Annotated in this window: 23 protein-coding genes, 2 pseudogenes and 1 riboswitch; of the genes and pseudogenes, 15 read left to right on the forward strand and 10 right to left on the reverse strand. The window is 73.4% G+C overall.

All coding sequences use genetic code 11. From position 1 onward, the window contains the following. Positions 1-35: 35 nt before the first annotated feature. Complete coding sequence (locus M4J07_RS14210) at positions 36-821, forward strand: class I SAM-dependent methyltransferase (RefSeq protein WP_255971675.1); 786 nt, start codon at positions 36-38, stop codon at positions 819-821. 60 nt (positions 822-881) lie between these two features. Then, complete coding sequence (locus M4J07_RS14215; protein ID WP_255971676.1) at positions 882-1,019, forward strand: hypothetical protein; 138 nt, start codon at positions 882-884, stop codon at positions 1,017-1,019. Here M4J07_RS14215 and M4J07_RS14220 read toward each other — a convergent pair. Together M4J07_RS14220 and M4J07_RS14225 are read right to left on the reverse strand one after the other, a co-directional pair. Beyond that, a complete protein-coding gene (locus M4J07_RS14220) occupies positions 991-3,786 on the reverse strand; it encodes a molybdopterin-dependent oxidoreductase (RefSeq protein ID WP_255971678.1) in 2,796 nt (931 codons plus the stop codon). The genes M4J07_RS14215 and M4J07_RS14220 overlap by 29 nt on opposite strands. Next, positions 3,783-4,607: an FAD binding domain-containing protein gene (locus M4J07_RS14225; RefSeq protein WP_255971680.1), complete on the reverse strand. Its 825-nt coding sequence runs from the start codon at positions 4,605-4,607 to the stop codon at positions 3,783-3,785. Before M4J07_RS14225 ends, M4J07_RS14220 begins: the two co-directional genes overlap by 4 nt. A 228-nt stretch (positions 4,608-4,835) precedes the next feature. Here M4J07_RS14225 and M4J07_RS14230 point away from each other — a divergent pair, with 228 nt between their 5' ends. The 4 genes from M4J07_RS14230 (at position 4,836) to M4J07_RS14245 (ending at position 8,591) form a co-directional block, all read left to right on the forward strand. Next, complete coding sequence (locus M4J07_RS14230) at positions 4,836-6,356, forward strand: helix-turn-helix domain-containing protein (protein ID WP_255971682.1); 1,521 nt, start codon at positions 4,836-4,838, stop codon at positions 6,354-6,356. Positions 6,357-6,533: 177 nt separating this feature from the next. Then, on the forward strand, positions 6,534-7,526 hold the full coding sequence (dhaK, locus tag M4J07_RS14235; protein ID WP_255971684.1) for a dihydroxyacetone kinase subunit DhaK: 993 nt from the start codon (positions 6,534-6,536) through the stop codon (positions 7,524-7,526). A gap of 46 nt (positions 7,527-7,572) precedes the next feature. Beyond that, entirely contained in the window at positions 7,573-8,181 is a 609-nt protein-coding gene (gene dhaL / locus M4J07_RS14240; protein WP_255971686.1) for a dihydroxyacetone kinase subunit DhaL, read from the forward strand. Then, positions 8,178-8,591 (forward strand): PTS-dependent dihydroxyacetone kinase phosphotransferase subunit DhaM, encoded by a 414-nt coding sequence (locus M4J07_RS14245; protein WP_255971688.1) that lies wholly within the window; start codon positions 8,178-8,180, stop codon positions 8,589-8,591. The genes dhaL and M4J07_RS14245 overlap by 4 nt, the downstream gene beginning before the upstream one ends. Here M4J07_RS14245 and M4J07_RS14250 read toward each other — a convergent pair. The 3 genes and pseudogenes from M4J07_RS14250 to M4J07_RS14260 form a co-directional block, all read right to left on the reverse strand. Next, positions 8,590-8,724, reverse strand: a pseudogene (locus M4J07_RS14250) (alpha/beta hydrolase); the annotation flags it as partial. The gene M4J07_RS14245 and the pseudogene M4J07_RS14250 sit on opposite strands and share 2 nt — an antisense overlap. A gap of 20 nt (positions 8,725-8,744) precedes the next feature. Next, positions 8,745-9,026 (reverse strand): hypothetical protein, encoded by a 282-nt coding sequence (locus tag M4J07_RS14255; protein ID WP_255971690.1) that lies wholly within the window; start codon positions 9,024-9,026, stop codon positions 8,745-8,747. Positions 9,027-9,061: 35 nt separating this feature from the next. Beyond that, positions 9,062-9,784, reverse strand: coding sequence for a glycoside hydrolase family 75 protein (locus tag M4J07_RS14260; protein WP_255971691.1), 723 nt, complete (start codon positions 9,782-9,784; stop codon positions 9,062-9,064). Positions 9,785-9,987: 203 nt separating this feature from the next. Here M4J07_RS14260 and M4J07_RS14265 point away from each other — a divergent pair, with 203 nt between their 5' ends. From M4J07_RS14265 to M4J07_RS14275, 3 genes are all read left to right on the forward strand, one after another. Then, positions 9,988-10,980, forward strand: coding sequence for a fibronectin type III domain-containing protein (locus tag M4J07_RS14265; RefSeq protein ID WP_255971693.1), 993 nt, complete (start codon positions 9,988-9,990; stop codon positions 10,978-10,980). Positions 10,981-11,132: 152 nt separating this feature from the next. Then, a complete protein-coding gene (locus M4J07_RS14270) occupies positions 11,133-11,636 on the forward strand; it encodes a hypothetical protein (RefSeq protein WP_255971695.1) in 504 nt (167 codons plus the stop codon). Positions 11,637-11,776: 140 nt separating this feature from the next. Then, a complete protein-coding gene (locus tag M4J07_RS14275) occupies positions 11,777-12,880 on the forward strand; it encodes a Gfo/Idh/MocA family protein (protein ID WP_255971696.1) in 1,104 nt (367 codons plus the stop codon). Between the two features lie 6 nt (positions 12,881-12,886). Here M4J07_RS14275 and M4J07_RS14280 read toward each other — a convergent pair whose 3' ends face one another. Both M4J07_RS14280 and M4J07_RS14285 read right to left on the reverse strand, forming a co-directional pair. Continuing rightward, positions 12,887-13,417, reverse strand: coding sequence for a PadR family transcriptional regulator (locus M4J07_RS14280; protein ID WP_255971698.1), 531 nt, complete (start codon positions 13,415-13,417; stop codon positions 12,887-12,889). A 62-nt stretch (positions 13,418-13,479) separates the two neighbouring features. Continuing rightward, complete coding sequence (locus M4J07_RS14285; protein ID WP_255971699.1) at positions 13,480-15,495, reverse strand: NADPH-dependent 2,4-dienoyl-CoA reductase; 2,016 nt, start codon at positions 15,493-15,495, stop codon at positions 13,480-13,482. 176 nt (positions 15,496-15,671) lie between these two features. Between M4J07_RS14285 and M4J07_RS14290 the strand changes: the two genes are divergently transcribed. Beyond that, entirely contained in the window at positions 15,672-16,130 is a 459-nt protein-coding gene (locus tag M4J07_RS14290) for a MarR family winged helix-turn-helix transcriptional regulator (protein ID WP_255971701.1), read from the forward strand. Here M4J07_RS14290 and M4J07_RS14295 read toward each other — a convergent pair. Further along, positions 16,094-16,849, reverse strand: coding sequence for a GNAT family N-acetyltransferase (locus M4J07_RS14295; RefSeq protein WP_255971703.1), 756 nt, complete (start codon positions 16,847-16,849; stop codon positions 16,094-16,096). The genes M4J07_RS14290 and M4J07_RS14295 overlap by 37 nt on opposite strands. Before the next feature lie 192 nt (positions 16,850-17,041). Between M4J07_RS14295 and def the strand changes: the two genes are divergently transcribed. Beyond that, complete coding sequence (gene def / locus M4J07_RS14300) at positions 17,042-17,683, forward strand: peptide deformylase (RefSeq protein WP_255971705.1); 642 nt, start codon at positions 17,042-17,044, stop codon at positions 17,681-17,683. A 3-nt stretch (positions 17,684-17,686) separates the two neighbouring features. Here def and M4J07_RS14305 read toward each other — a convergent pair whose 3' ends face one another. Beyond that, entirely contained in the window at positions 17,687-18,481 is a 795-nt protein-coding gene (locus M4J07_RS14305; RefSeq protein ID WP_255971707.1) for a VOC family protein, read from the reverse strand. Between the two features lie 116 nt (positions 18,482-18,597). Here M4J07_RS14305 and M4J07_RS14310 point away from each other — a divergent pair. Further along, positions 18,598-19,373: pseudogene (locus M4J07_RS14310) on the forward strand (AraC family transcriptional regulator). Positions 19,374-19,376: 3 nt separating this feature from the next. On the opposite strand, the gene M4J07_RS14315 reads toward M4J07_RS14310, so the two are convergent. Continuing rightward, on the reverse strand, positions 19,377-20,090 hold the full coding sequence (locus tag M4J07_RS14315) for a class I SAM-dependent methyltransferase (RefSeq protein ID WP_255971709.1): 714 nt from the start codon (positions 20,088-20,090) through the stop codon (positions 19,377-19,379). Positions 20,091-20,423: 333 nt separating this feature from the next. On the opposite strand from M4J07_RS14315, the gene rho reads away from it, so the two are divergent. The 3 genes from rho to M4J07_RS14330 all read left to right on the forward strand — a co-directional run bounded on the left by rho (position 20,424) and on the right by M4J07_RS14330 (position 22,658). Continuing rightward, positions 20,424-21,554, forward strand: coding sequence for a transcription termination factor Rho (rho, locus tag M4J07_RS14320; RefSeq protein WP_255971711.1), 1,131 nt, complete (start codon positions 20,424-20,426; stop codon positions 21,552-21,554). Between the two features lie 31 nt (positions 21,555-21,585). After that, the gene (locus tag M4J07_RS14325; protein WP_255971713.1) at positions 21,586-22,077 is read left to right on the forward strand and encodes a GNAT family N-acetyltransferase; all 492 of its coding nucleotides are present in this window, start codon (positions 21,586-21,588) and stop codon (positions 22,075-22,077) included. A 74-nt stretch (positions 22,078-22,151) separates the two neighbouring features. Further along, positions 22,152-22,658: an inorganic diphosphatase gene (locus tag M4J07_RS14330; protein ID WP_255971715.1), complete on the forward strand. Its 507-nt coding sequence runs from the start codon at positions 22,152-22,154 to the stop codon at positions 22,656-22,658. Positions 22,659-22,730: 72 nt separating this feature from the next. Beyond that, a riboswitch (cobalamin riboswitch) is annotated at positions 22,731-22,946 on the forward strand. Positions 22,947-22,972: the final 26 nt, after the last annotated feature.

Genomic DNA, 22,972 nt, shown 5'->3' on the forward strand with positions numbered 1-22,972 from the left:
CCACGGCCTGTCCAGGCCCACGAGGCGAGGTCTCCATGTCCATGCGAACCCACGACGGCAGCGCGGGTGCCGTCGACCACGGCTCCCCCGGCCCCGGCCACTCGGGCCGCTCCCCCTTCCGCCGCCCCGACGCACGCATCGCCCGCGTCATCGCCCGCGCCCTGGGGGACGCCGGCACCGTCCTGAACGTCGGTGCGGGCACCGGCTCCTACGAGGACCCCGCCCACACCGTCACCGCGGTCGAGCCGTCCCTGGCCATGCGGGCCCGGCGCCCGGCCCAGCTGTCCACCGCGATCGACGCCGTCGCCGAGTCGCTGCCCTTCGACGACGGCCGGTTCGACGCGTCCATGGCCCTCTTCAGCGTCCACCAGTGGTCCGACCCCGCCGCGGGCCTGCGCGAGATGCGACGCGTGACCCGCGGCCCGGTCGTCGTCCTCACCTGCGACCCCACCCTCGTACGGGACTTCTGGCTCTACGACTACGCGCCCGACGTCCTCGACGCCGAGGCCCGTCGCCACCCGCACCTGGCCACGCTGACCGGGGCCCTCGGCGGCACCGTGACCGTCGAGCCCGTCCCCGTCCCGCTGGACTGCACCGACGGCTTCAACGAGGCGTACTACGGGCGCCCCGAGATGCTCCTCGACCCGGCGGCCAGGCAGGCCTGTTCGGCGTGGAGCTTCATCGACGACCGGGCCCGCCAGGAGTTCGACGTCTCACTGCGCCGGGCCCTGGGCTCCGGCGCGTGGGACGAGGCCTTCGGGCATCTGCGCTGCCGCCCCACCTACCTGGGCTCCCTCGTCCTCCTCCGGGCCACCGCCTGACCCGCACCGAACCTCGCCTACCTTCTCGGCGTCAGGAACACGTACGGCGACGACGCGCTGATGGCGCTGGCCCTGTCCGTGGCCAACTGGGCGGTCACCGCCGTCGACGACCTCGCGCACCACACAGGCCGCACCCCGCAGCAGATCATCGACCAGTACGAGACCGACGTCATCGCCGACCGCGAGGACCTCGGCTGAACCGGGCCCGGTCCATCGCCAGCCAGACCCGGTCCCGCGTCACCGGCAGCTCCGTGAAGCGGACACCGGTGGCGTCGCGCAGCGCGTTGGTGAAGGCGGGCGCCACCGGGTTGAAGGGGCTCTCGCTCATCGACTTGGCGCCGAGCGGGCCGATCGCGTCCGTCGTCTCCATGAAGTGGACCTCCGTACGGGGGACGTCCGCGTACTGCGGCAGCCGGTAGCGGCGGAAGGCCGCGGTGGTCACCTCGCCGCGCTCGTCGACCCGTACGTTCTCGAAGAGCGTGGCGCCCAGCGCCTGCGCGACGCCGCCCTCGACCTGGCCGCGGCACTGCAAGGGGTTCATGACCCGGCCGGCGTCGGCGGCGTGGACGCTGCGCAGGATCTTCGTCTCGCCGGTGTCCGGGTCGACGGCGACGCGGAACCACTGGGCGTTGAAGGCCACCGAGCGCGGGGTGCCGCCCCAGTGGCCGTCGGCCGTGAGTTCGTCCTGCGCCCCGGCGGCGCGGGCCGCTTCGTGGAGTTCCTTCAGCGTCACGGTCCGGCCCGCGCAGTCGACCGACTCCGCGCCCAGCGTGCACAGGTGGCGGGCGACTCCCGTGTGCCGGGCCGCGAACGTCGTCAGGCGTCCGGCCAGGGACTCCGCGGCGAGCAGCACCGCTTTGCCCGCCACGACCGTTCCGGCCGAGCCGAAGGCTCCGGTGTCGTGGCGGACGACGTCGGTGTCGGACTGGCGGACGGCCAGCCGGTCGACCGTGGTGTGCAGGGCGCCGGCGGTGATCTGTTTGTGCACGGTCGTGGTGCCGTTGCCGAACTCCGCGGTGCCGACGGCGATGTCGTACGTACCGTCGGCGAGCAGGCTGACCGTCGCGTCGGCGTAGTGGCCGCCGGGCGGGCCGGTGGCGATCATCGCCAGGGCGGCTCCCTGACCGGTGAGCCAGCCCTCGGGCACCTCGTCCGCGCTCCGGTCCTCGGCCATGGCCCTGCGCACGATCCCCAGGCACTGGGCGAGTCCGTACGAGGCGATGTGCAGGTCCTCCTCCTCGCCGATCGGGCTGAGCATGGCGTCACCGGGGCCGATGACGTTCCGCTCCCGGAAGGCGAGGGGGTCCATGCCGAGGCGGCGGGCCAGCTCGTCCATGGCGGATTCGACGGCGAAGGTGACCTGGCCCAGGCCGTACCCCCGGAAGGCGCCCGCGGGCACGACGTTCGTGTAGACGGAGTAGGCGTCGACCTTCTTGTGCGGCGCACGGTAGACGGCGAAGGACTCGCCGACGCTGTGGAACATGACGGCCGGGCCGTGGTTGCCGTAGGCGCCGGTGTTGGACACCACCCGCATCTGGAGGGCGGTCAGCGTGCCGTCGGCCCGGGCTCCGAGCTTGATGCCGATGGTGAACGGGTGCCGGGTGGTGGCGCCGTGGAACTGCTCGGCGCGGGTGTACTCCAGCTTGACCGGGCGGCGCAGCTTGAGCGCGGCGAGCACGACGACGTCCTCGGTCAGCATCTCCTGCTTGCCGCCGAAGCCGCCGCCCACGCGGCCCGCGACGACGCGGACCTCGTCCTCGGGAAGGCCGTAGAGGGCGCACAGGGCGCGGCGGGTCAGGAACGGGGTCTGCGTGCTGGAGCGGACGGTGAGCCGCTCGCCGGTGCCGTCCTCCTTCGGCTCGAAGAACGCGACGCAGCCGTGGGTCTCCAGGCTGGCGTGCTGGACGCGCTGGGTGCGGAAGGTGTTGTCGTACACGACGTCGGCCGCGGCGAATCCGTCGTCCACGGAGCCGATCTCGCCGTGGACCTCGCCGGCCACGTTGTTCTCCACGCGGGCGATCCGCGCCTCGGGGCCCTTTCCGGCGTGGACGACGGGTGCGCCGTCGCGCATGGCCTCCTCCGGGTCGATGACGAACGGGAGGTGTTCGTACGTCACCTCGACCCGCCGGCACCCCTCCTCCGCCGCCTGCTCGCTGTCGGCCACGACGGCGGCGACCCGCTGGCCGACGTACCGGACGGTGTCGTCCAGGACCTGGGTGTCGTCCGGGTCCTCGGTGGGGTGCTCGTGCCGGGCGCTGGAGTACAGCGTGCCGGGGGCGTCCTCGTGGGTGAGGACGGCGTGCACGCCGGGGACGCGCAGGGCCGCCGACGTGTCGACGGCGAGGATGCGGGCGTGCGGGTGCGGGGACCTCAGCAGCTTCATGTGGAGGAGTCCGGGCACATCGACGTCGAAGGTGTAGCGGGCCGTGCCGGTCACCACCTGGGGTCCGGCCGGGGCGCCGAGGCTCTTGCCCACCGCCTTCCCGGCGCAGGGGCGTTCGGTGTGCCGGACGCCGCGAACGGCGTCCTCGACGGCGCGGTAGCCGGTGCAGCGGCAGATGTTCCCTTTGAAGGCCCTGGGCAGGTCGTCCAGTTTGCCGTCGTCGTGGGCGGTGCCCCTCTCCTGCTCCAGGGCGGCCGTGGTCATCAGGAAGCCTGCGGTGCAGAAGCCGCACTGGAAGCCCTGGGCGTCGAGGAACCTCTGCTGCACCGGGTGGAGTCCGCCGTCCTCGCCCGTGAGCCCCTCGACCGTGGTGACCGAACGGCCCTGCGCCCGCACCGCAGGGTACAGACAGCTGTGCACCGGCTCGCCGTCCACGTGGACGGTGCAGGCGCCGCAGTCTCCGGCGTCACAGCCCTTCTTGACCCCGAACCAGCCGCGCTCGCGCAGATAGGTCCGCAGGCACTGTCCGGCCCGGGGTTCGGCGTCGAACGGCTCGCCGTTGACCTGGAGGTGGAACGTCATCGCACACCGTCCCCGGTGAGTTCCCGGCGGACCTGTTCCGCGAGGTGGAAGGCCATGTGGCGGCGCCACTGCGGCAGTCCGTGGATGTCGTCGAACCAGTCGCGGTCGCCGACGGCCGACGCGATCGCCGCACGCAGTCCGTCCCGGTCGGGCGGCAGCGGGAACCAGAGGCGGAACGGCCGGGTGGTCGCGGCCGTGACGGTCACGGCCAGCGAACCGTCCGCCGGGTCCAGCGTCCCGATCACCAGGGCGCCGGAGCGCCCCAGACCGTAGAGCGACGCCTGCCGGAAGGCCGTCCGAGAGGCCAGGGAGCGGCCCGGGACGGTGACCGAGCGCAGCAGTTCGCCCGGCGCGAGATCCTTGCGGCCCGCGCCGGTGACGAAGTCCGTGACCTTCACGCGCCGCCGCGAGCCGTCCTGGGCCTGCAGGAGGCACGTGCCGTCGAGGGCCGCCGTGAGGGAGATCATCGGGCCCGCGGGCAGGGCGTTGCAGAGGTTCCCGCCGACGGTGGCCATGTTCCAGATCTTGAACGAGGCGAGGAAGGCCCGGCAGCACTGCTCGACGAGGGGCGCCGCGCTCGCCTCCCACGTCCGGGCGGTACGGGACAGCTGGGCGATGGTGCAGGTGGCCGCGATCTCCAGCGAACCGTCGTCATGACGGCGGACCGGCTCCCACTCCATCCGGCTCAGATCCACCAACCGCCTGATGTGCGGCTGCGGTTCGGAGAAGAGGTACGTCCCGCCGCCGAGCCAGGCGTCGCCGGGGCGCCAGGGCTCGTGCCGTCGTGCGTCCGTCACGTCGACCACCGTGTTCAGATCCATGTCCCCACCGCCGTAGGCCGTTGCTTGCCTCGCCAGTGAAGCCGCGTCCGAGGCCGAAAACGACTGGTGCGCAGCACGGAAATCCACCTCCTCAGCGACGGTTGTTCGGTGAATCCACCAAGAGGCATTTCGCTCACGACACCTTGCATTTACCATGACCCGACCCGCATTCACCTTGTGGATGCGGTTGGCCGATGGCGAATCGGCAGTCGCACAAGGAGTCAGCACATGCACGTCGGAGACCTCCTCCGGATCGAAGACCTCGACCTCAGCCTCGTCTCGGGTGGCGAGAATCTGCTCGACCGGGCCATCAGCGGAGTGACCGCCACCGACCTGGAGGACCCCACCCGGTTCGTCCAGTCCGGCGACATCGTGCTGAGCGGCCTGGTGTGGTGGCACGAGGCCGGTCACCGTGCTCGGACGGATCGCTTCGTCTCGGCTCTGACGGCAGCGGGAGCGGTGGCGCTGCTGGCCGGTGAGGAGACCCACGGGAGGGTCCCCGGCGAGGTCGCCGACGCGTGCCGCGAGCACGGCCTCGCGCTCCTGTCCGTACCCGCCCACACCGACTTCCGGGCCATCACCGAAGCCGTCTACCGGCACCGGTGGGGCGATCTCAGCCGCCGGCCCGCCGACCACTTCGCGCTGCCCGAGACCGTGCGCCACGACCTCGGCCGCCTCCTCGACCGCGGCGCAGGCCCGGCGGAGCTGATCGAGTGCGCGCTCGCCCCGTTCGGTGCGCCGCCCGGCTACGTCCTCACCGGCAGCGGCCGCACGGTGGCCCGCACCTCGCCCGCCGCCGAGCTGCCTGCGGCCCGGGCCGCCGCCGCCCTCCGCACCCCGACGGCCGGCACCCTGCGCGTTCAGGTCGAGGCCACCCCGTACGACACCTGGTACCTCCACGTGCCCCGGCCCGACGGGGTGCCGCCGCGGGCGCTGCACGAGACGGCCGAGGTCATCGCCCAGTTCCGGCAGCACCACGCGCGCGCGGACGCGGGCCGAAGGCGCTGCGCGCAGGAGCTCATCACGCTCGTCGACCGTGGCGGCGCCGACCCGGGATCACTGGCCGACGCCCTGGAGTCCTGCGGCCTCACCGCCGACGGGCCCTGGCAGGTGATGGTCACCACCGGAGCCGGGCAGCCCACGGCCGATGCCGCCCGAGCGGCCCTGACCGAAGCGCTGAGCCACCTCCCGTCCCGCGCCTTCGCGGTGGGCGCGGGACGCCCCGGAGAGGCGATCGCCGTCGTGCGGCTCACCGCGGACGAGGCCACCGTGCCGCTCGACCAGCCCTGGTCACTGATATCGGCCGTCGTGCCCGGGGCTCCGCTGTCCGCGGGGGCCGGCGCTCCGGCCCTGGAGCCGGGGCAGCTGCACGCCGCGCTCGCCCAGGCCCGCTACGCCCGCGCGGCGGCCGACCGGCAGGCCCCGGCCGCCGGCCGCGTGGCCTCGGTCGAGGAACTCACCTCCCTGGACTCGCTCCTGTCCGGCGTCCCCGACGAGGTCCGGAGGATCTTCAGCGCAACGGTCCTCGGGCCGCTCGCCCACCAGGACACCGCCTCGCACCGGATGCTGCTGGAGACGCTGGAAGCGTTCCTCGCCCACAACTGCTCCTGGGCACGGACCGCCGAGGCACTGCACCTGCACGTCAACACCGTCCACTACCGCATCGACCGCGTGCAGGCCGTCACCGGCCGCGACCTCACCCGCCTCGACCACAAGCTCGACCTGCGCGCGGCCCTCCTGTGCCGCTGACCCCGGTGGGAAAGAACTCCGCGGGCTCCGCGGGCGTCCCGTCGCGCACTTCTCCGGCGCAACGGGTGCTCAACGCAACTCCTCCGTCAATACTGGCGATGAACCGACAGACAGCCAGACAGACACAGACGAGCGCCACCTGACGGGCCCTGCCCGTCGACGTCACCGGAGGTACCCGTGAAAATGCTCATCAACGTGGCCGAGACCGTCGTCACCGACGCCCTGCGCGGCATGGCCGCCGCCCATCCCGAGTTGACCGTCGACGTGGAGAACCGCGTGATCCTGCGCCGGGACGCGCCGGTTGCCGGGAAGGTGGCGCTGGTCTCCGGCGGCGGGTCGGGGCACGAGCCGCTGCACGGTGGGTTCGTGGGGCCCGGGATGCTGGCGGCCGCCTGCCCCGGTGAGGTGTTCACGTCGCCGGTGCCGGACCAGATGGTGCGGGCCGCCGCCGCGGTCGACAGCGGGGCCGGCGTGCTGTTCATCGTGAAGAACTACACCGGCGACGTGCTCAACTTCGACATGGCGGCCGAACTCGCCGAGGACGAGGGCATCCAGGTCGCCAAGGTGCTGGTGAACGACGACGTCGCCGTGACCGACAGCCTCTACACCGCCGGGCGGCGCGGCACCGGAGCCACCCTCTTCGTCGAGAAGATCGCCGGCGCGGCCGCCGAGGAGGGCCAGTCGCTGGAGCGGGTCGAGGCGATCGCGCGGCAGGTCAATGAGAGTGCGCGGAGCTTCGGGGTCGCGCTCAGCGCATGCAGCACCCCCGCCAAGGGGTCGCCGACCTTCGATCTGCCGCCCGGCGAGCTGGAGTTGGGCATCGGCATCCACGGCGAGCCGGGCCGTGAGCGGCGCGCGATGATGACGTCGGGCGAGATCGCCGAGTTCGCCGTGAACGCCGTCCTGGAGGACCTGAACCCCACCGCCCCCGTGCTCGCGCTCGTCAACGGGATGGGTGCGACGCCGCTGCTGGAGCTGTACGGGTTCAACGCGGAGGTGCAGCGGGTGCTCGCCGAGCGGGGCGTGCCGGTGGCCCGCACACTGGTCGGCAACTACGTCACGTCGCTCGACATGGCGGGCGCGTCCGTCACGCTCTGCCAGGTCGACGAGGAGCTGCTGCGGCTGTGGGACGCGCCGGTGAGCACGGCGGGCCTGCGCTGGGGCATGTGAGCGGGGCCGACGGATCGTCAACGTACCTATCACGCAAGGAGATCACGTGCTCGACGCCGACTTCTTCCGGCGCTGGATGACTGCGACCGCCGTCGCGGTGGACGGTGCGGCCGCCCGGCTCACCGAACTCGACTCACCGATCGGCGACGCCGACCACGGCAGCAATCTGCAGCGCGGTTTCACCGCCGTGCGGACCGTCCTCGACAAGGAGGCGCCGGGCACTCCGGGGGCCGTACTGACCCTCGCAGGACGGCAGTTGATCTCCACGGTGGGTGGTGCATCGGGGCCGTTGTACGGGACGTTGCTGCGGCGCACCGGGAAGGCGCTCGGGGACGCCGCCGAGGTGAGCGGGGCCGAGCTGGCGACCGCGCTGCGGGTCGGGGTGGACGCGGTGGCGGCCCTCGGCGGCGCCGCGCCCGGTGACAAGACGATGCTGGACGCGCTGGTGCCGGCCGTGGACGCGCTCGACGGCGGGGACTTCGCGGCGGCGAGCAGCGCGGCCGAGCACGGCGCGGAGGCGACGACGCCGCTGCAGGCCCGCAAGGGCCGGGCCAGTTATCTGGGCGAGCGCAGCATCGGGCACCAGGATCCCGGTGCCACGTCGTCGGCGCTGCTGTTCGCGGCGCTCGCCGAGACCGCGGAGGCGACGTCGTGACCGCCCCCGACCAGCCCGTGGGCGTGGTCCTCGTATCGCACAGCCGGGAGGTCGCCGAGTCGGTGGCGCGCCTCGCGGCCGGTCTGGCCGGCGGCGGCGCCACCGCGCCGGTAGCTCCGGCGGGCGGCACCGAGGACGGCGGGCTCGGCACCAGCTCCGAGCTGATCTCGGCGGCCGCCGCGTCGGTGGACCGGGGCTCGGGCGTCGCCGTCCTCGTCGACCTCGGCAGCGCGGTCCTCACCGTGAAGGCGCTGCTGGCCGAGGGGGACGAACTGCCGGACGGCACCCGTCTCGTGGACGCCCCGTTCGTGGAGGGCGCGGTCGCCGCGGTCGTCTCCGCGTCGGCCGGTGCGGACCTGGACGCGGTCGTGGCGGCGGCGTCCGAGGCGTACGCGTACCGCAAGGAGTGAGCGTGAGGGTCGGCAGCACGTCGAGGGACGCGAGGTGGGTGATCGTGTCCGGGTGGTCGAGGCCCGCCCTGATCGCGACGAGCGCGCCCCGGTCGTGGCCGGTGAGGGCAACCCGGTCGTGGCCGAGGGCGCGGGGCCGATGCGCTGCCTCCGTCACCCGGCGATCTGCTGATGGAGGCGCGGCTGTGCCTGGCGGCGCTCGCCGCCGTCGACGCGGGCGACCGTGCGTCCGCCGAGCGGATTCATGCCGAACCGCTGGCCGCGGAGGGCGAGTTGGCCGGTGCGGGCAGCGGGCTGTGCGCGTTCGGGCCGGTCGCGCTGTACCTGGGCGACCTGGACCGGCTCCTTGGGCGGGAGGAGGCGGCCGCACCCCCTGGCGCCGGGCCCTCGGCCTGGCCCGACGGGCCGGCGCCCACGCGTGGGCGGCGCAGGCACGGGCCCGTCCGGGCTGAATCGGTACTGCGCGTACGTCAGTTGGCGCGGATGAGTTTGCGCGCGGCCGCTTCGCCGACGGAGACGGCGGAGCGGTGGCTCTCGATGGGGCGGGCGGAGGCGCCGGGGAAGAGGACGTACGTGACGCCGCCCCCCGCTCCGCCGCGCACCGGGTGCGGATCGATGCCGAGGGCGCGGGCCGCCGCGTGGGACGCCTCGCCGATGAGGTCGGTGGGCCCCGTGTCACCGACCACGGCGTACAGGACCCTCCCCCGGTACACGAGCGCGGCGACGGTGCCGCCGCGGATGCCGGAGCGCGCCGGGTTCCAGATGCGGCTCGCGCCGGGGACGACCACGTAGGGGAGCTTCTCGGAGCTCAACTGCCGCCCGTCGGACTGCTGGTAGGCGGTCGCGCCGAGGAACAGCGGGTCGGTGCGGCGGTTGCAGTACCGGCCGGGCCGCCCGTCGCAGTCGATGTCGAGGTCGGCCTTCCAGTGCACCACGCCCTTCTTGCCGCACACGGGGACGTTCGCGCGGGCGCCGTCGTCGCTGCGGTAGCGGCCGTGCGAGATCCGGCGGCAGCCGCGGACGGCCGCGAGCAGGTCGGCGGCCCGGACGCCGCCCTCGCGGGCACTCTGCACGGCGGGCCGGGCGATGGGTTCCTGAGGGTCCCTCAGGGGAGCGGCCGCGGCGGGCAGGGACGCCGGGACGAGGAGGGCGGCGCCGCACGCGGCGGCGAGCGTCATGAAGCGAGGGTGCACGGGCAGTGGCCTTCGGTCGGGGGACGTCGACGGTCGAGGACAGCGAATGGACATACCCACCTAATCTCGGACAGTCGACCGGAGGCGTCCACCGGTCGGGGGCCGGACGTGGGGCCGGTTCGCCCCGCACCCCCTCTTGATGAGGACCCGTCAGTCATGCCATACAGGTCTGTACCAATTCGGTTCGAGCGGAAGGCACCGCCGTGCGACGCGTCCCCCCACGCACTCTGCTCCCCCACGCGGCCTGCGCCGCCGCGCTGCTGACGGTCGTGACCGGCTGCGGACTGCTGTCCGACGGCGACGACGCGAGCGGCCCCGCCCTCTCCGCCCCGCTCGGCGTCACCGCGCAGGCCGGCAGCGCCACGTCCGTGCACGTGATGTGGAACCGCCCGACCAACCCGACCGACATCACCGGCTACGAGGTGTACCAGGGCTCCGAGCGCGTCAGGGAACTCTCCGCGGACCAGCACATGGTGGACGTCACCGGTCTGCGCCCGAAGTCCCGCTACGTGTTCACCGTGCGGGCCCGCGGCAAGGACGACGCGCTCGGACCGGCCGGCCGCAAGGTCACCGTCACCACACCGGCCGCCGTCGCCGCCGACCGCTCCGCGCCGACCCGGCCGACCGCGCTGCGCGGCACCGTGGACGGCGGCCGGGCGGTGTCGCTGTCGTGGCGGCGGGCGACGGACGACAAGGGCGTCGTCTCGTACGACGTCTACCAGGGCACCACGAAGATCCACAGCGTCGGCGGGACGGAGACGCGGGCGCTGCTGACCGGGCTGCGTCCTGGCACCGCCTACGCGTTCCGGGTGCGGGCGCGGGACGCCGCCGACAACACCTCGCCGCCGAGCGACGCCGTCCGGCTGACCACCGGAGGGGGCAAGGACGAGGGGTCCGGCACCGCACCGGACGACTTCCGGGCCACCGCGCGCCGCGCCGACGGCGCCTACTACCTCGACCTGACGTGGACACCGCCGCGCACCGGCGGCGAGGTCCCCGCGTACCAGATGTACCTGGACGGGAAGCAGGCGACGACGGTGGCCTGGGGCGAGGGCGCCCCGCAGGACGCGGCGAAGTACAGCTTCTACGTCGGCGAGGAGGCGGGCGCCCGGTACCGGGTCAAGATCAGGGCCCAGCTCCCGGACGGGACGTGGGGCGCGTTCTCGCCGGAGCGGACGGTGGTCACGGGCGGGTAGGGCCGGACGGCGGAACGCGTCACCTGCCCGGCCCCGGCCCGCATGCGGGGCCGTCGGCACGCACGTTGAGTGAGCGTCAGGCAGCACGGGCTTTGCCTACTCGGGCGGGGCACGGGATGTACCGCCTCCCGTGCCGCCGGAGGGCAGACACCATGCGTACCACGTTCATACTCGCTCGCTCGGGCCTCACCGTCGCCGCCGCGGCCGCGCTGCCGCTGACCGTCGGCGCGTCGTCGGCGCACGCCGACGGGATCACCGTCACCACCACCGGGTCCACGGTCGTCGCCTCGACGAGTTCGTGCTCCGGCGAGGCGAACGGCTCGCTCCTCTCCCCGGGGCAGGCCGACTTCGCGCAGGGCAAACAGCAGACGCTCGAATCGGGCCGGGCCACCTGGCTCGGCGTCAGTTCGGGCACGTACACCGTCGTCGTCGTGTGCGCGGGCGGCACCCCGTCCTTCACCCAGTCGGTGACCGTCTCCGCGGCCCCGACCATCTCGGCGACGTCCAGCCCGATCGGCGGCGTCCGGGGCGGTCTCGGCGGTGCCACCGAGGACTTCGGCCCGCTGACGCTCGCCGCGGGCGGCACGCTGGTGGCCGCCGCGGTGGTCGGCGGCGCCTGGTACCTGCGGCGCAGGGGGGCCGGTCAGCGCGTCTGACTCCCCCGCCACGAACGCCGCCGTCCGGACCCCGGGCGGCGGCGTTCGTGCGTGGAGGCCCTCTTGTCGGCGCGGCGCGCCTCGGCTTTGATCGTGGACCGGGAACTGACTGATCGTCCGCGAACGACCTTGGGGGCAGCGTGGGTTCGGGTCCGGTGGGAGTGGCCGTCGTCGGGGCGGGTGTGATCAGCGAGCAGTACCTGCGGACGCTGTCCGGGTTCGCGGACGTGCGGGTGCTCGCGGTGGCGGACCTCGACACGGGGCGCGCCGAGGCGGCGGCGCGCGCCCACGGCGTGCCGGTCGCCGGTGATCTGGCCACGGCGCTCGCGGTGCCGGAGGTCGAGCTGGTGGTGAACCTGACGGTGCCCGCCGCCCACGTCGACGTGGCGCTGGCGGCGCTGCGCGCGGGCCGGCACGTGTACGGCGAGAAGCCGCTCGCGCTGCTGCCGGGCGAGGCGGAGAAGCTGCTCGCGGAGGCGGCGGAGCGCGGCCTGCTGGTGGGCAGTGCTCCGGACACGTTCCTCGGGGCGGGTCTGCAGTCGGCGCTGCGGGCCGTGACGGCGGGGACGATCGGCACGCCGGTCGCGGCGTCGACGGCGCTGCGCGGTCTCGGTCCTGAGCGCTGGCACCCCTCCCCCGCGTTCTTCTACCAACCGGGGGCGGGGCCGCTGTTCGACCTCGGCCCGTACTACCTGACGGCGCTCGTGGCGCTCTTCGGCGGAGTCGAGCGGGTCGCGGGGTCGGTGCGGCGGGCCAGGGACGAGCGGGTGGCGGGGGCCGGTCCCGAGGCGGGCCGGGCGTTCCCGGTGGCGGTGCCGACGCACGTGTCGGCACTCCTGGACTTCGCGTCGGGTCCGACCGCGACGTCGGTGTTCAGCTGGGACTCGGCGCGGCCGCAGGTGGGCTTCGAGGTCGTCGGCACGGAGGGCACCCTCGCGGTGCCCGACCCGAACACGTTCGGCGGCCCGCTGCGGGTGCGCGCCAACGGCGCGGACGACTGGGCCGAGCTGCCCGTCGACGGCCGCACGGACGGGCGGGGCCTGGGCGTCGTCGACCTGGCCAGGGCGATCCGGTCGGGGGCGGCGCCGCGCGCGTCGGGCGCGCTCGCGCTGCACGTCCTGCAGACGATGGCGGCGGTGACGGACTCGGCGGCCCGCGGCGAGTTCGCCCGGCTGCCCGCCCGCGTGCCGCCGCCGGAGCCGCTGCCGGTGGACTGGGACCCGGTGGCGGCGACGCTGGGCTGACCGGCGCTACCGCTCCAGGTCGGCCAGCGTCCGCTCGATCCACTGCACCCAGAACGTCTCCAGGTCGATGCCCGCGCGCAGCACGGCGTGCTGGAGCCGGTCGGGCACCGTGTCCTTCTCCGGCGGGAAGTCGCGCTCGTCGATCTCCAGGTACGTCGCCAACTTCCGCCGGTGCAGCTCCAGATGGCGGCGCAGATCGTCGTCGATGCCGCCCGTGCCGACGACCGCGGCGGAGCGCAGCCGGAGCAGGAGGGGGTCCCGCAGCGGTTTGGGGTCCTGGGGTTCGGCGGTCCAGCGGGCGAGTTCCGCACGGCCTTCCGGCAGGACCTCGTACACCTTCTTCTGCCCGCGGGCCGGCGCCCGGGCCGGCAGTTCGCGGATGAGGCCGTCGCGCTCCAGCCTGCCCAGCTCGCGGTAGATCTGCTGGTGCGTCGCCGACCAGAAGTAGCCGATGGACTTGTCGAACCTGCGGGTCAGTTCGAGACCCGACGACGGCTTCTCCAGGAGGGCCGTGAGGATCGCGTGCGGGAGTGACATGTCGACAGAGTAGGTGAGGGCGGCCACGCGGCCGGCGGGCCCGGCCACGTGACCGCCCGGTCTCAGATGGCCGCCGCCACCTCGGTGCCCTGCTTGATGGCACGCTTGGCGTCGAGCTCGGCGGCGACGTCGGCGCCGCCGATCAGGTGCGGGGTGCGGCCCGCGGCGAGCAGCTCGTCGTAGAGGGTGCGCTGCGGCTCCTGTCCTGCGCACAGGACGACCGTGTCGACGGGGAGCAGGGACTTCTCGCCGTCGACGGTGATGTGCAGGCCCGCGTCGTCGATCAGGTCGTACGTCGCACCGGCCACCATGGTGACGCCGCGGTGGCGCAGTTCGGTGCGGTGGATCCAGCCCGTGGTCTTGCCGAGTCCCGCACCGACCTTGGTCGTCTTGCGCTGGACGAGGTGGACCTGGCGCGGGGGCGCGGGGCGCTCGGGCTTCGCGAGGCCGCCGCGGTCGGCGTAGTCCATGTCGACGCCCCACTGCCGGAAGTACGTGGCGGGGTCCAGGCTCGCCTTCTCGCCGTCGTCCGTGAGGTACTCGGCGACGTCGAAGCCGATGCCGCCCGCGCCGATGATGGCGACGCGCTCGCCGACGGGCGCCTTGTCGCGCAGCACGTCGAGGTAGCCGACGACCTTGGGGTGGTCGACACCGTCGATCGCCGGGGTGCGCGGGGCGACGCCGGTGGCGACGACGACCTCGTCGTACGCGTCGAGGTCGGCGGCGGCGACGCGGGTGTTCAACTCGACGGTGACGCCGTGCAGTTCGAGCTGCGTGCGGAAGTAGCGCAGCGTCTCGTCGAACTCCTCCTTGCCGGGGACCTGGCGGGCGACGTTCAGTTGACCGCCGACCTCGGCGGCGGCGTCGAACAGGGTCACGTCGTGGCCGCGCTCGGCGGCGCTGACGGCGCAGGCGAGACCGGCGGGGCCCGCACCGACGACGGCGACGCTCTTCTTCAGCCGGGTGGGCGCCAGCACGAGTTCGGTCTCGTGGCAGGCGCGCGGGTTCACCAGGCAGGAGGTGATCTGGAGGCTGAAGATGTGGTCGAGGCAGGCCTGGTTGCAGCCGATGCAGGTGTTGATGGTGTCGGAGCGGTCGGCCGCGGCCTTGTTCACGAACTCGGGGTCGGCGAGCATCGGGCGGGCCATGGAGACCATGTCGGCGGCGCCGTCGGCGAGCAACTGCTCGGCGAGTTCGGGGGTGTTGATGCGGTTGGTGGTGACGAGCGGGATGCTCACCTCGCCCATGACCTTCTTGGTGACGAAGGTGTACGCGCCGCGCGGCACGGAGGTGGCGATGGTGGGGATGCGGGCCTCGTGCCAGCCGATGCCGGTGTTGATGATGGTGGCGCCGGCCGCCTCGATCTCCTTGGCGAGCTGGACGACCTCCTCCAGCGTGGAGCCGCCGGGCACCAGGTCGAGCATCGAGAGCCGGTAGATGACGATGAAGTCGGGGCCGACCCGCTCGCGCACGCGCCGCACGATCTCGACGGCGAACCGGATGCGGTTCTCGTAGGAGCCGCCCCAGCGGTCGGTGCGGTGGTTGGTGGCGGCGACGATGAACTCGTTGATGAGGTAGCCCTCGGAGCCCATCACCTCGACGCCGTCGTATCCGGCGGCCTTGGCGAGTTCGGCGGCGCGGGCGTAGTCCTCGATGGTCCGCTCGACCTCGTCGTCGGTCAGGGCGCGCGGCACGTGGGCGCTGATCGGCGCCTGGACGGCGCTCGGCGCGACGAGGCCGTGGTGGTGCGCGTACCGGCCGAAGTGCAGGATCTGCATGGCGATCTTGCCACCGGCGGCGTGCACGGCGTCGGTGACCTCGCGGTGCTGCTCGGCCTCCGCCTCGGTGGTCATCTTGGCGCCGCCCTCGAAGGAGCAGCCCTCCGCGTTGGGGGCGATGCCGCCGGTGACCATGAGGCCGACGCCGCCGCGGGCGCGGGTGGCGTAGAACTCGGCCATGCGTGCGAAGCCGTTGGGCGCCTCCTCCAGACCCACGTGCATCGAGCCCATCAGGACGCGGTTGGGCAGCGTGGTGAAGCCCAGGTCGAGCGGGGCGAGAAGGTGCGGGTAACGGCTCATGGGGCCCTCCGTGCGCGGCGAACGTCACGTCAGTTGTAGACGACCCCGACTCGCTTTTGCAACAAGTTGCATAAGAGAGCTGCGCCACGCTCCGGCAGACCGGTGCCGCGGCCGGGGCCGCCCACGACCGGCCACGCGGGTTGTAGAGTGCAACCAGCGCCGGAAAGGACCTTGCCGTGGCAGAGCACGACCGTGCGGACGACCGGGAGTCGGCCGTGGAGACCATTCAGCGTGAGCTGACGTCCTTCGCCCGGCGCGCCCGGGCGACGGCCGCACGCATGCACCCCGAGCTGTCGCTCGTCTCGTTCACCCTGCTCAGCCATCTCGACGAGCAGGGCGGCTGCCGCGCCACCGACCTGGCCACCCACTACGCGCTCGACAAGTCGACGGTCAGCCGCCAGGTCTCCGCCCTGGAGCGGGCCGGCCTGGTCGCGCGGCGCGTCGACCCGGACGACCACCGGGTCCAGGTGCTGCACCCCACTGCGGCGGGCGCCGAGATCCTCGCGCAGGTGACCGTCAGCCGCCGGCAGATGTTCGGGGAGCGCCTCGCGGACTGGGCCGAGGACGACCTGACGCGCTTCGCCCGGTACCTGGAGCGCTACAACGAGGCGTCCCGCGCGGCCGACGAGGCCTGAGCCACGCGCGCCGTGCGGAACCGTGTGGTGCGGCGCAGCCGGAAGCCGAGCGACTCGTACAGCCGGATGGCGTTCACGTTGCCCTCGCCGGTGTGCAGGAACGGGGTCTCGCCGCGCTCCTGGATCCCGGCGGCGACGGCCCGCACCAGCCGCCCCGCGAGGCCCTGGCCGCGATGGGCGTCGTCGGTGCAGACGGCGCTGATCTCGGTCCAGCCCGGCGGGTGCAGCCGCTCCCCCGCCATCGCGACGAGCGCGCCGCCGCGCCGGATCCCGAGGTACGTGCCGAGCTCGACGGTGCGCGGCAGGAACGGTCCAGGACGGGTCCGCGCCACCAGGTCCAGCATCTCGGGCACGTCGGCCGCGGTGAGCCGGACCGCCTCGGGGTCGTGGGCCGCGTCCACCGCCACCCCGACGAGCTGCACCCCCGGTATGTCCGCGGTCAGTTCCCAGCCGTCGGGCACGTCGAGCGCGACGCCCGGCAGCGGCACCTCCTCCCCGGGCCCGGCGAGCGCGGCGAGGTCCGCCCAGTCGGCGGGGCCCGGGTCGTCGGGCAGCGCGAGCCACGGCGAGACGTCGACGGGGTAGCGCAGCACCCGGCCGCGCCGCTCCGCGAGATGGGCGTGCGGCCCGCTCAGGGCGGCGTACGCGGGGTTGTCCAGCGGATGCCGGCCCGGCTCCCGGGCGGTCGCGCCCCCGCGCTCCTCGTACGTCTGCGTCATCCGGACTCCCTCACCGCGGATCGGTCTGCTGCCCCGCCCACCAGGGCGGCCACATGATCGAACCATCGGTCCCGGAGTCCGTATTCCGGCGCGCGCACCGTGTTCACGAGGTCGCAACGCGTTCACACGCCCGCAATGCCGCCGCACGGTTCGTGATGGACGCGCGGTGATCGTTCTTGGCATGCTGGCGCGATGCCGTCCACGCCACTGAGTGATCACGTCGAGGCCCTGCTGACGAGCGGGCTTCCGCTGCCCATCGTCGCCGCGGGCGACCCCGTCCTGCGCCGGCCCGCCGAGCCCGTCGACGGGCAGCTCCCCGACGGGCTGTTCGCCCGGCTCGTCGAGGCGATGCGCGTGACGATGCACGCGGCGCCCGGCGTGGGCCTCGCCGCGCCGCAGATCGGGGTGCCGCTGCGGCTCGCGGTCGTCGAGGACGCGGCGACCGTGTCCGACGAGGTGCGGGCGGCTCGCGGCCGGCTGCCGCAGCCGTTCCGGGTCCTGGTCAATCCGTCGTACGAGGCCGTGGGCGAGCGCCTCGCGACGTTCTACGAAGGGTGCCTGAGCGTGCCGGGCTACCAGGCCGTGGTCGCCCGCCCCGAGCGGGTGCGGCTACGCGCCCTCGACGAGCTCGGCCGGCCCGTGGACGAGGAGTTCGCCGGGTGGCCCGCCCGGATCGTGCAGCACGAGACGGACCACCTGAACGGCACCCTGTACCTGGACCGCGCCGAACCGCGCTCCCTGGCGTCCACGGAGTCGGTGCGGGAGCGCTGGGCGCAGCCCACCCCGCGACTGGCCGCGAAGGAGCTGGGGTTCTCGCTGCCCGAGTCCGGCTGACCGTCAGTCCAGCGACGGCATCTCGCCCTTGGCGGCGGTGACGTCGATGACGGAGAAGGCGGCGCCCTGCGGGTCGCCGACCGCCGCGAACCGCCCGAAGGGGCTGTCCATCGGCCCGAAGTGCAGCTTCCCGCCGAGGCGTTGGACGGTGGCGACCGCCGCGTCGCAGTCCTCGACGACGAAGTACACGTTCACGTAGGACGGGACGTGCTCGGGGAACTCGTCCGTCATCTGCATCCGGCCCAGGTACGGCTGGCCGCCGAGCTGCCATACGTTGAAGTCGACGTGCTCGTCCGCCATCTTCTTGACGTCGTACGGGAAGACGGACGTGAAGAACGCGTCGGTCTTCGCGGCGTCCCGCGTATTGACCTCGGCCCAGCAGAACGCGCCGGGCTCGTTGACCTTCTCGAAGCCGGCGTGGGAGCCGGGCTGCCAGACGCTGAACCAGGTGCCGCCGGGCTCCTGCGCGGTGACCATCGTGCCGAAGTCGCCGACCTGCATCGGCTCCATGGCGAGGGTGCCGCCCGCGCTCTTGATCTTCTCCGCGGTGGCCGCGGCGTCCGCCGTGGCGAGGTACAGGTTCCAGGCGGCCGGCACGGCTTCCATGCCGGGCATCTGCGGCGACAGCGCGGCGACGTGCTTGCCGTCGGAGGTCTTCGCCTGCGTGTAGTTGCCGAACTCCTCGGAGCCCGGGTCGTAGTCCCAGCCGAACAGCTCGGCGTAGAAGGACTTCGCCGCCTCCAGGTCGGGGAACATGGCGTCGGCCCAGACGGGCGCGCCTTCGGGTTGAGCGGGCATGACGCGACACCCTTCCTTCGGGATCGCCGGGCACGACGGGGCCCGGCGGGTACGCGTCCACGCTAGGCGCGCCGGGCGGAGTGCGCGATCCGTGCGGAAAGGTACGTCTCCCGCACATGGTCCGCGAGGCGGGCGAGCGGCTCGCCGGGGCGATCGCGGCCGCCCGCGGTCGCCACATCGAGGGCCGCCTCGACGAGGACGTCGACGTGGCCGAGCCGGCCCGGATCGCGGCGACCTCCGAGTACCACCTGCGCCGGATGTTCTCCGCGCTCGCGGGCATGCCGTTCTCGGAGTACCTGCGCCGGCGCCGGCTGACCGTCGCGGGCGCCGAGGTGCTCGGCGGGCAGGACTCGCTGCTGGAGATCGCGGTGCGGTACGGCTACGGGTCGGGCGAGGCGTTCGCCCGGGCCTTCCGCGGCGTGCACGGGGTCGGGCCCGGCGAGGCCCGGCGCACCGGCACGGCGCTCGTCTCCCAGCCCCGGCTCTCCTTCCGCCTCACTGTCGAGGGGAGCAGCAGCATGCGCTATCGCGTGGTGGACCGGCCGGATCTCGCCGTCGTCGGATTCAAGGCCCGGGTCCCGCTGGTCCACGCGGGACCGAACCGGGCGATCATCGACTTCGTGCGCGGTCTCGACCGGCAGTCCGTGGAGCGCCTGGCGAAGGCGTCGGACCAGGAGCCGCACGGCATCGTGGCGGTCTGCGACGATCTGGACCCGAGCCGCGCCGAGGGCACCGAGCTCGACTACTGGCACGGCGTGCTCACGTCCGCGCCGCACCCGAGGGCGCCGGGGTCCTGCGCACCCGGCTGTCCGCGGACGCCGAGCTGTGGCTCCCGGTGGAGCGGGAAGTGAAACGGGATGGGGAGCGAGGAGCGGAGCGGGAAAGAGCCTGACGGCTACGCCCGGCGTGTCGCCACCACGAGCCGGCAGCGCGGGCTGCCGTCGGGGCGCTCGCCCAGCTCGGGCAGCGCCCGCAGCGCCACGTCGAAGCCCGCGCGCGTCAGCTCCCGCCGCACGTCACCGAACCGGAACACCCGGTAGTACATGACGAACGGCGGTCGCCACAGCGCGTTGCGCACCCGCATCACCGTGTCGAAGCCGAGCATCGCCCAGTAGCCCCGCGATCCCGGTCGCGCGGGCGCCGGCATCGGGAAGGCGAACCGCCCACCGGGGCGCAGCACTCGGTGCAGCTGCGCGAAGAGCGCCGGATGCTGCTCGGGCAGGAAGTGGCCGAACGCGCCGAAGCTGACCACCAGATCGAAGACGGGCCCGAAGGGCAGGGCGAGCGCGTCACCGCGCACGTACGCGGCGGTCGGCTCGCCCCGCCCGGCGACCTCCAGCATCCCCGCGCTGAAGTCGACCCCGACGGCCCGCTCCGTCCCGGCCTCGCGCAGCACCCCGAGCCCGGCCCCGGTCCCGCAGCACAGGTCGAGCCCGGTGCCGTACGGGCCGAGCTCGCGCAGCGCGCGGGTGACCGGGGCGAGGACGGCGTCGGGGGTGCGGAACGGAGTGTGGTCGAACTTCGGGGCGAGCAGGTCGTAGCCGCGCTCGACGGACGACAGCGCCTGGACGGCCAGCTCGCGAAGGGTGGGGCCCTGGGGTGTGAACATGGCGGGTCAGCATAGAACGGCGGTCGGCCGAAATCGGGCCTTGCCGCGCACCGGGGGTGTAGTGGTACTGTCGCTGTGGCACGTGTGTACGCCCCTTCTGAGGCGCCGGTGCCGTTCCACCTCTCTCAGCGCATGATCTCCCGCCGTTCTCCGGCCGGTGTCACCGCGCACATCATCCCTGGTCAGCAGGTTTCGACGGGCTCTTGTCCGGCTTGCCTCCAGGCTCTCTCCCGGCCACCGAGCGTGACGTGTCCGCTCCCTCCTGTCGCCGGATTCCCCACCCCTTCCCTGCCCGCGTACGACACGACGTCCGCGAAAGGACCGTGACCGACCATGACCACCACCTTCGAACCCCCCACCACCACAGCACCCCCCAAGGCGCCCGTCCGGGCCGCCGGCGTCCTCGACACCGGCGCGAACGGGAACGGATTCCTGCGTACGGGAGACCTGCTCCCCACTCCGGACGACGTCCAGGTCCCCGCCCGGCTCATCCGCCAACTCGGCCTGCGCAAGGGTGACTTCGTCACCGGAGTGTGCGGGAGGCCGCACACGCTCACCGAGGCCGAACCCATCGGCGGCGCCCGCACCCGGCCGCACTTCGCCGACCTCACGCCTCTCCACCCCGCCGAACGGCTGCGCCTGGAGAGCCCGGTGAGCGGGCTCACGGGCCGCGTCGTCGACCTGTTCGCCCCCGTCGGCAAGGGACAGCGCGGCCTGATCGTCGCACCCCCGAAGACCGGCAAGACGGTGCTGCTGCAGCAGCTCGCGGCGGCGGTCGCCGTCAACCACCCCGAGGCCCACCTCATGGTGGTGCTCCTCGACGAGCGGCCCGAGGAGGTCACCGACATGCGGCGCTCCGTGCGCGGCGAGGTGCTCGCCTCGACGTTCGACCGCCCGGCCAAGACCCATGTCGCGCTCGCCGAACTCGCCGTGGAGCGCGCCAAGCGCCTCGTCGAGCAGGGCCGCGACGTGGTGATCCTGCTCGACTCGATCACCCGGCTGTGCCGCGCCCACAACAACGCCTCCGCCAAGGGCGGCCGCACGCTGTCCGGCGGCGTCGACGCGGCGGCGCTGCACGGTCCGAAGCGGCTGTTCGGCGCGGCGCGCAACACCGAGGAGGCGGGGTCGCTGACCATCCTGGCGACGGCCCTCGTCGACACCGGGTCGCGCGCCGACGACTACTTCTTCGAGGAGCTCAAGAGCACCGGCAACATGGAGCTCCGCCTCGACCGCACCCTCGCCAACCACCGTGTCTTCCCGGCCGTCGACATCACGCCGTCGGGCACGCGCCGCGAGGAACTCCTGCTGCCCGCCGCCGAGTCGGCCGCGGTCCGCGGCCTGCGCCGCGCCCTGCAGAGCCGCGACGGCCAGTCCTCGTACGAGGCGCTGCTCGACAAGCTGCGGCACACCCCGGACAACGCCGCGTTCCTGCGACAGGTCCACTCGACGGTCCCCACGGGGTGACCGCACTCCCCGGATGCGTAATACTCGTCCCATGACCTTGAGCATTACGCGCCCGGGGCGGGGCCCGGCCGTGACGATCCGCCGGGCCACCGCGCGCGACGCCAAGCGCCTCACCCGGCTCGTCCGCGGCTCCCGCGCCTACGAAGGCGCGTACGCGGCGATGGTCGAGGGGTACCGGGTGGGGCCGGACTACATCGAGACGCACCGCGTGTTCGTGGCGGTGGACGGAGCCGACGACCGGGTCCTCGGCTTCTACGCGCTGGTCCTCGCGCCGGCCGAGCTGGACCTGATGTTCGTCGCGGACGCGGCGCAGGGCCTCGGCATCGGCCGGCTGCTCGTCGCGCACCTGCGGGCCGAGGCGCAGGCGGCCGGTCTCGACCGGGTCCTGGTCGTCTCGCATCCGCCCGCCGAGGGCTTCTACCGCAGCATGGGCGCGCGGCGCACGGGCACCGCGCCCGCGCGCCCGCCGGCCGTCGCCTGGGACCGGCCCGAACTCGAATTCGTCATTCCCCCCGCCGCCTGAGGGGTTCCGCCCTCGCCGCGCACGGCGCACACTCGGGTCCAACGAGCGGGCAGCAATGGGGCAAGGAGGCCACATTGGGCGGCAGTGACGCGCGCGACGAGGCGTTCGACGTGATCGTGGAGATCCCGCAGGGCTCCCGCAACAAGTACGAGATGGACCACGAGTTGGGCCGGATCCGGCTCGACCGGATGCTGTTCACGTCGACCCAGTACCCCGCGGACTACGGCTACGTCGACGGCACCCTCGGCGGCGACGGCGACCCGCTGGACGCGCTCGTGCTGACCGGCGACGCGACGTTCCCCGGCTGCACCATCGAGTGCCGGGCGATCGGCATGTTCGTGATGAGCGACGAGAAGGGCCCGGACGAGAAGATCCTCTGCGTCCCCGCGCACGACCCGCGGCACGCGTCGGTCCAGGACATCGAGGACATCCCCGAGTTCGACCGGCTGGAGATCACCCACTTCTTCGAGGTCTACAAGGACCTGGAGCCCGGCAAGTCGGTGGACGGCTCCCACTGGGAGGGCCGGGACCAGGCGTACCAGGAGATCAGGCGGGCCCGGAACAGGTCCGGCGGCCGGTGACGCCCGGCTCGCCCCCGATGTGATCTTGCCTACCCGTACCGGTTCCGGCTGCGCGGGCGGCGCCCGGGCCGCCTAGGGTGGGCGGGCCGTGGTGTTCGGGAAGACCGGTGACAGCCCCTCAGGGGCCGAGTCCGGAGCGGCCCTCGCCACTGTGATCGGGTTCCGGACCCCCGGGTCCGGAGCGCACCGCTCCACCTCGTGCCACTGGCTGCCGCCCGGCAGTTGGGAAGGCAGGAGCGGCGGCGCACGCCCGTAAGCCAGGAGACCGGCCACGGCATCTCACGAAGTGATCCACGAGGTGCTGGAGCGTGACC

The organism is Streptomyces longispororuber, assembly GCF_024448165.1.
Classification (GTDB): domain Bacteria; phylum Actinomycetota; class Actinomycetes; order Streptomycetales; family Streptomycetaceae; genus Streptomyces; species Streptomyces longispororuber_A.

Coding starts and splice junctions, on each gene's coding strand:
- M4J07_RS14210 (WP_255971675.1), top strand. CDS start 36: ATGTCCATGCGAACCCACGACGGCAGCGCGGGTGCCGTCGACCACGGC.
- M4J07_RS14215 (WP_255971676.1), top strand. CDS start 882: ATGGCGCTGGCCCTGTCCGTGGCCAACTGGGCGGTCACCGCCGTCGAC.
- M4J07_RS14220 (WP_255971678.1), bottom strand. CDS start 3,786: ATGACGTTCCACCTCCAGGTCAACGGCGAGCCGTTCGACGCCGAACCC.
- M4J07_RS14225 (WP_255971680.1), bottom strand. CDS start 4,607: ATGGATCTGAACACGGTGGTCGACGTGACGGACGCACGACGGCACGAG.
- M4J07_RS14230 (WP_255971682.1), top strand. CDS start 4,836: ATGCACGTCGGAGACCTCCTCCGGATCGAAGACCTCGACCTCAGCCTC.
- M4J07_RS14270 (WP_255971695.1), top strand. CDS start 11,133: ATGCGTACCACGTTCATACTCGCTCGCTCGGGCCTCACCGTCGCCGCC.
- M4J07_RS14280 (WP_255971698.1), bottom strand. CDS start 13,417: ATGTCACTCCCGCACGCGATCCTCACGGCCCTCCTGGAGAAGCCGTCG.
- M4J07_RS14285 (WP_255971699.1), bottom strand. CDS start 15,495: ATGAGCCGTTACCCGCACCTTCTCGCCCCGCTCGACCTGGGCTTCACC.
- M4J07_RS14295 (WP_255971703.1), bottom strand. CDS start 16,849: ATGACGCAGACGTACGAGGAGCGCGGGGGCGCGACCGCCCGGGAGCCG.
- def (WP_255971705.1), top strand. CDS start 17,042: ATGCCGTCCACGCCACTGAGTGATCACGTCGAGGCCCTGCTGACGAGC.
- M4J07_RS14305 (WP_255971707.1), bottom strand. CDS start 18,481: ATGCCCGCTCAACCCGAAGGCGCGCCCGTCTGGGCCGACGCCATGTTC.
- M4J07_RS14315 (WP_255971709.1), bottom strand. CDS start 20,090: ATGTTCACACCCCAGGGCCCCACCCTTCGCGAGCTGGCCGTCCAGGCG.
- rho (WP_255971711.1), top strand. CDS start 20,424: ATGACCACCACCTTCGAACCCCCCACCACCACAGCACCCCCCAAGGCG.
- M4J07_RS14325 (WP_255971713.1), top strand. CDS start 21,586: ATGACCTTGAGCATTACGCGCCCGGGGCGGGGCCCGGCCGTGACGATC.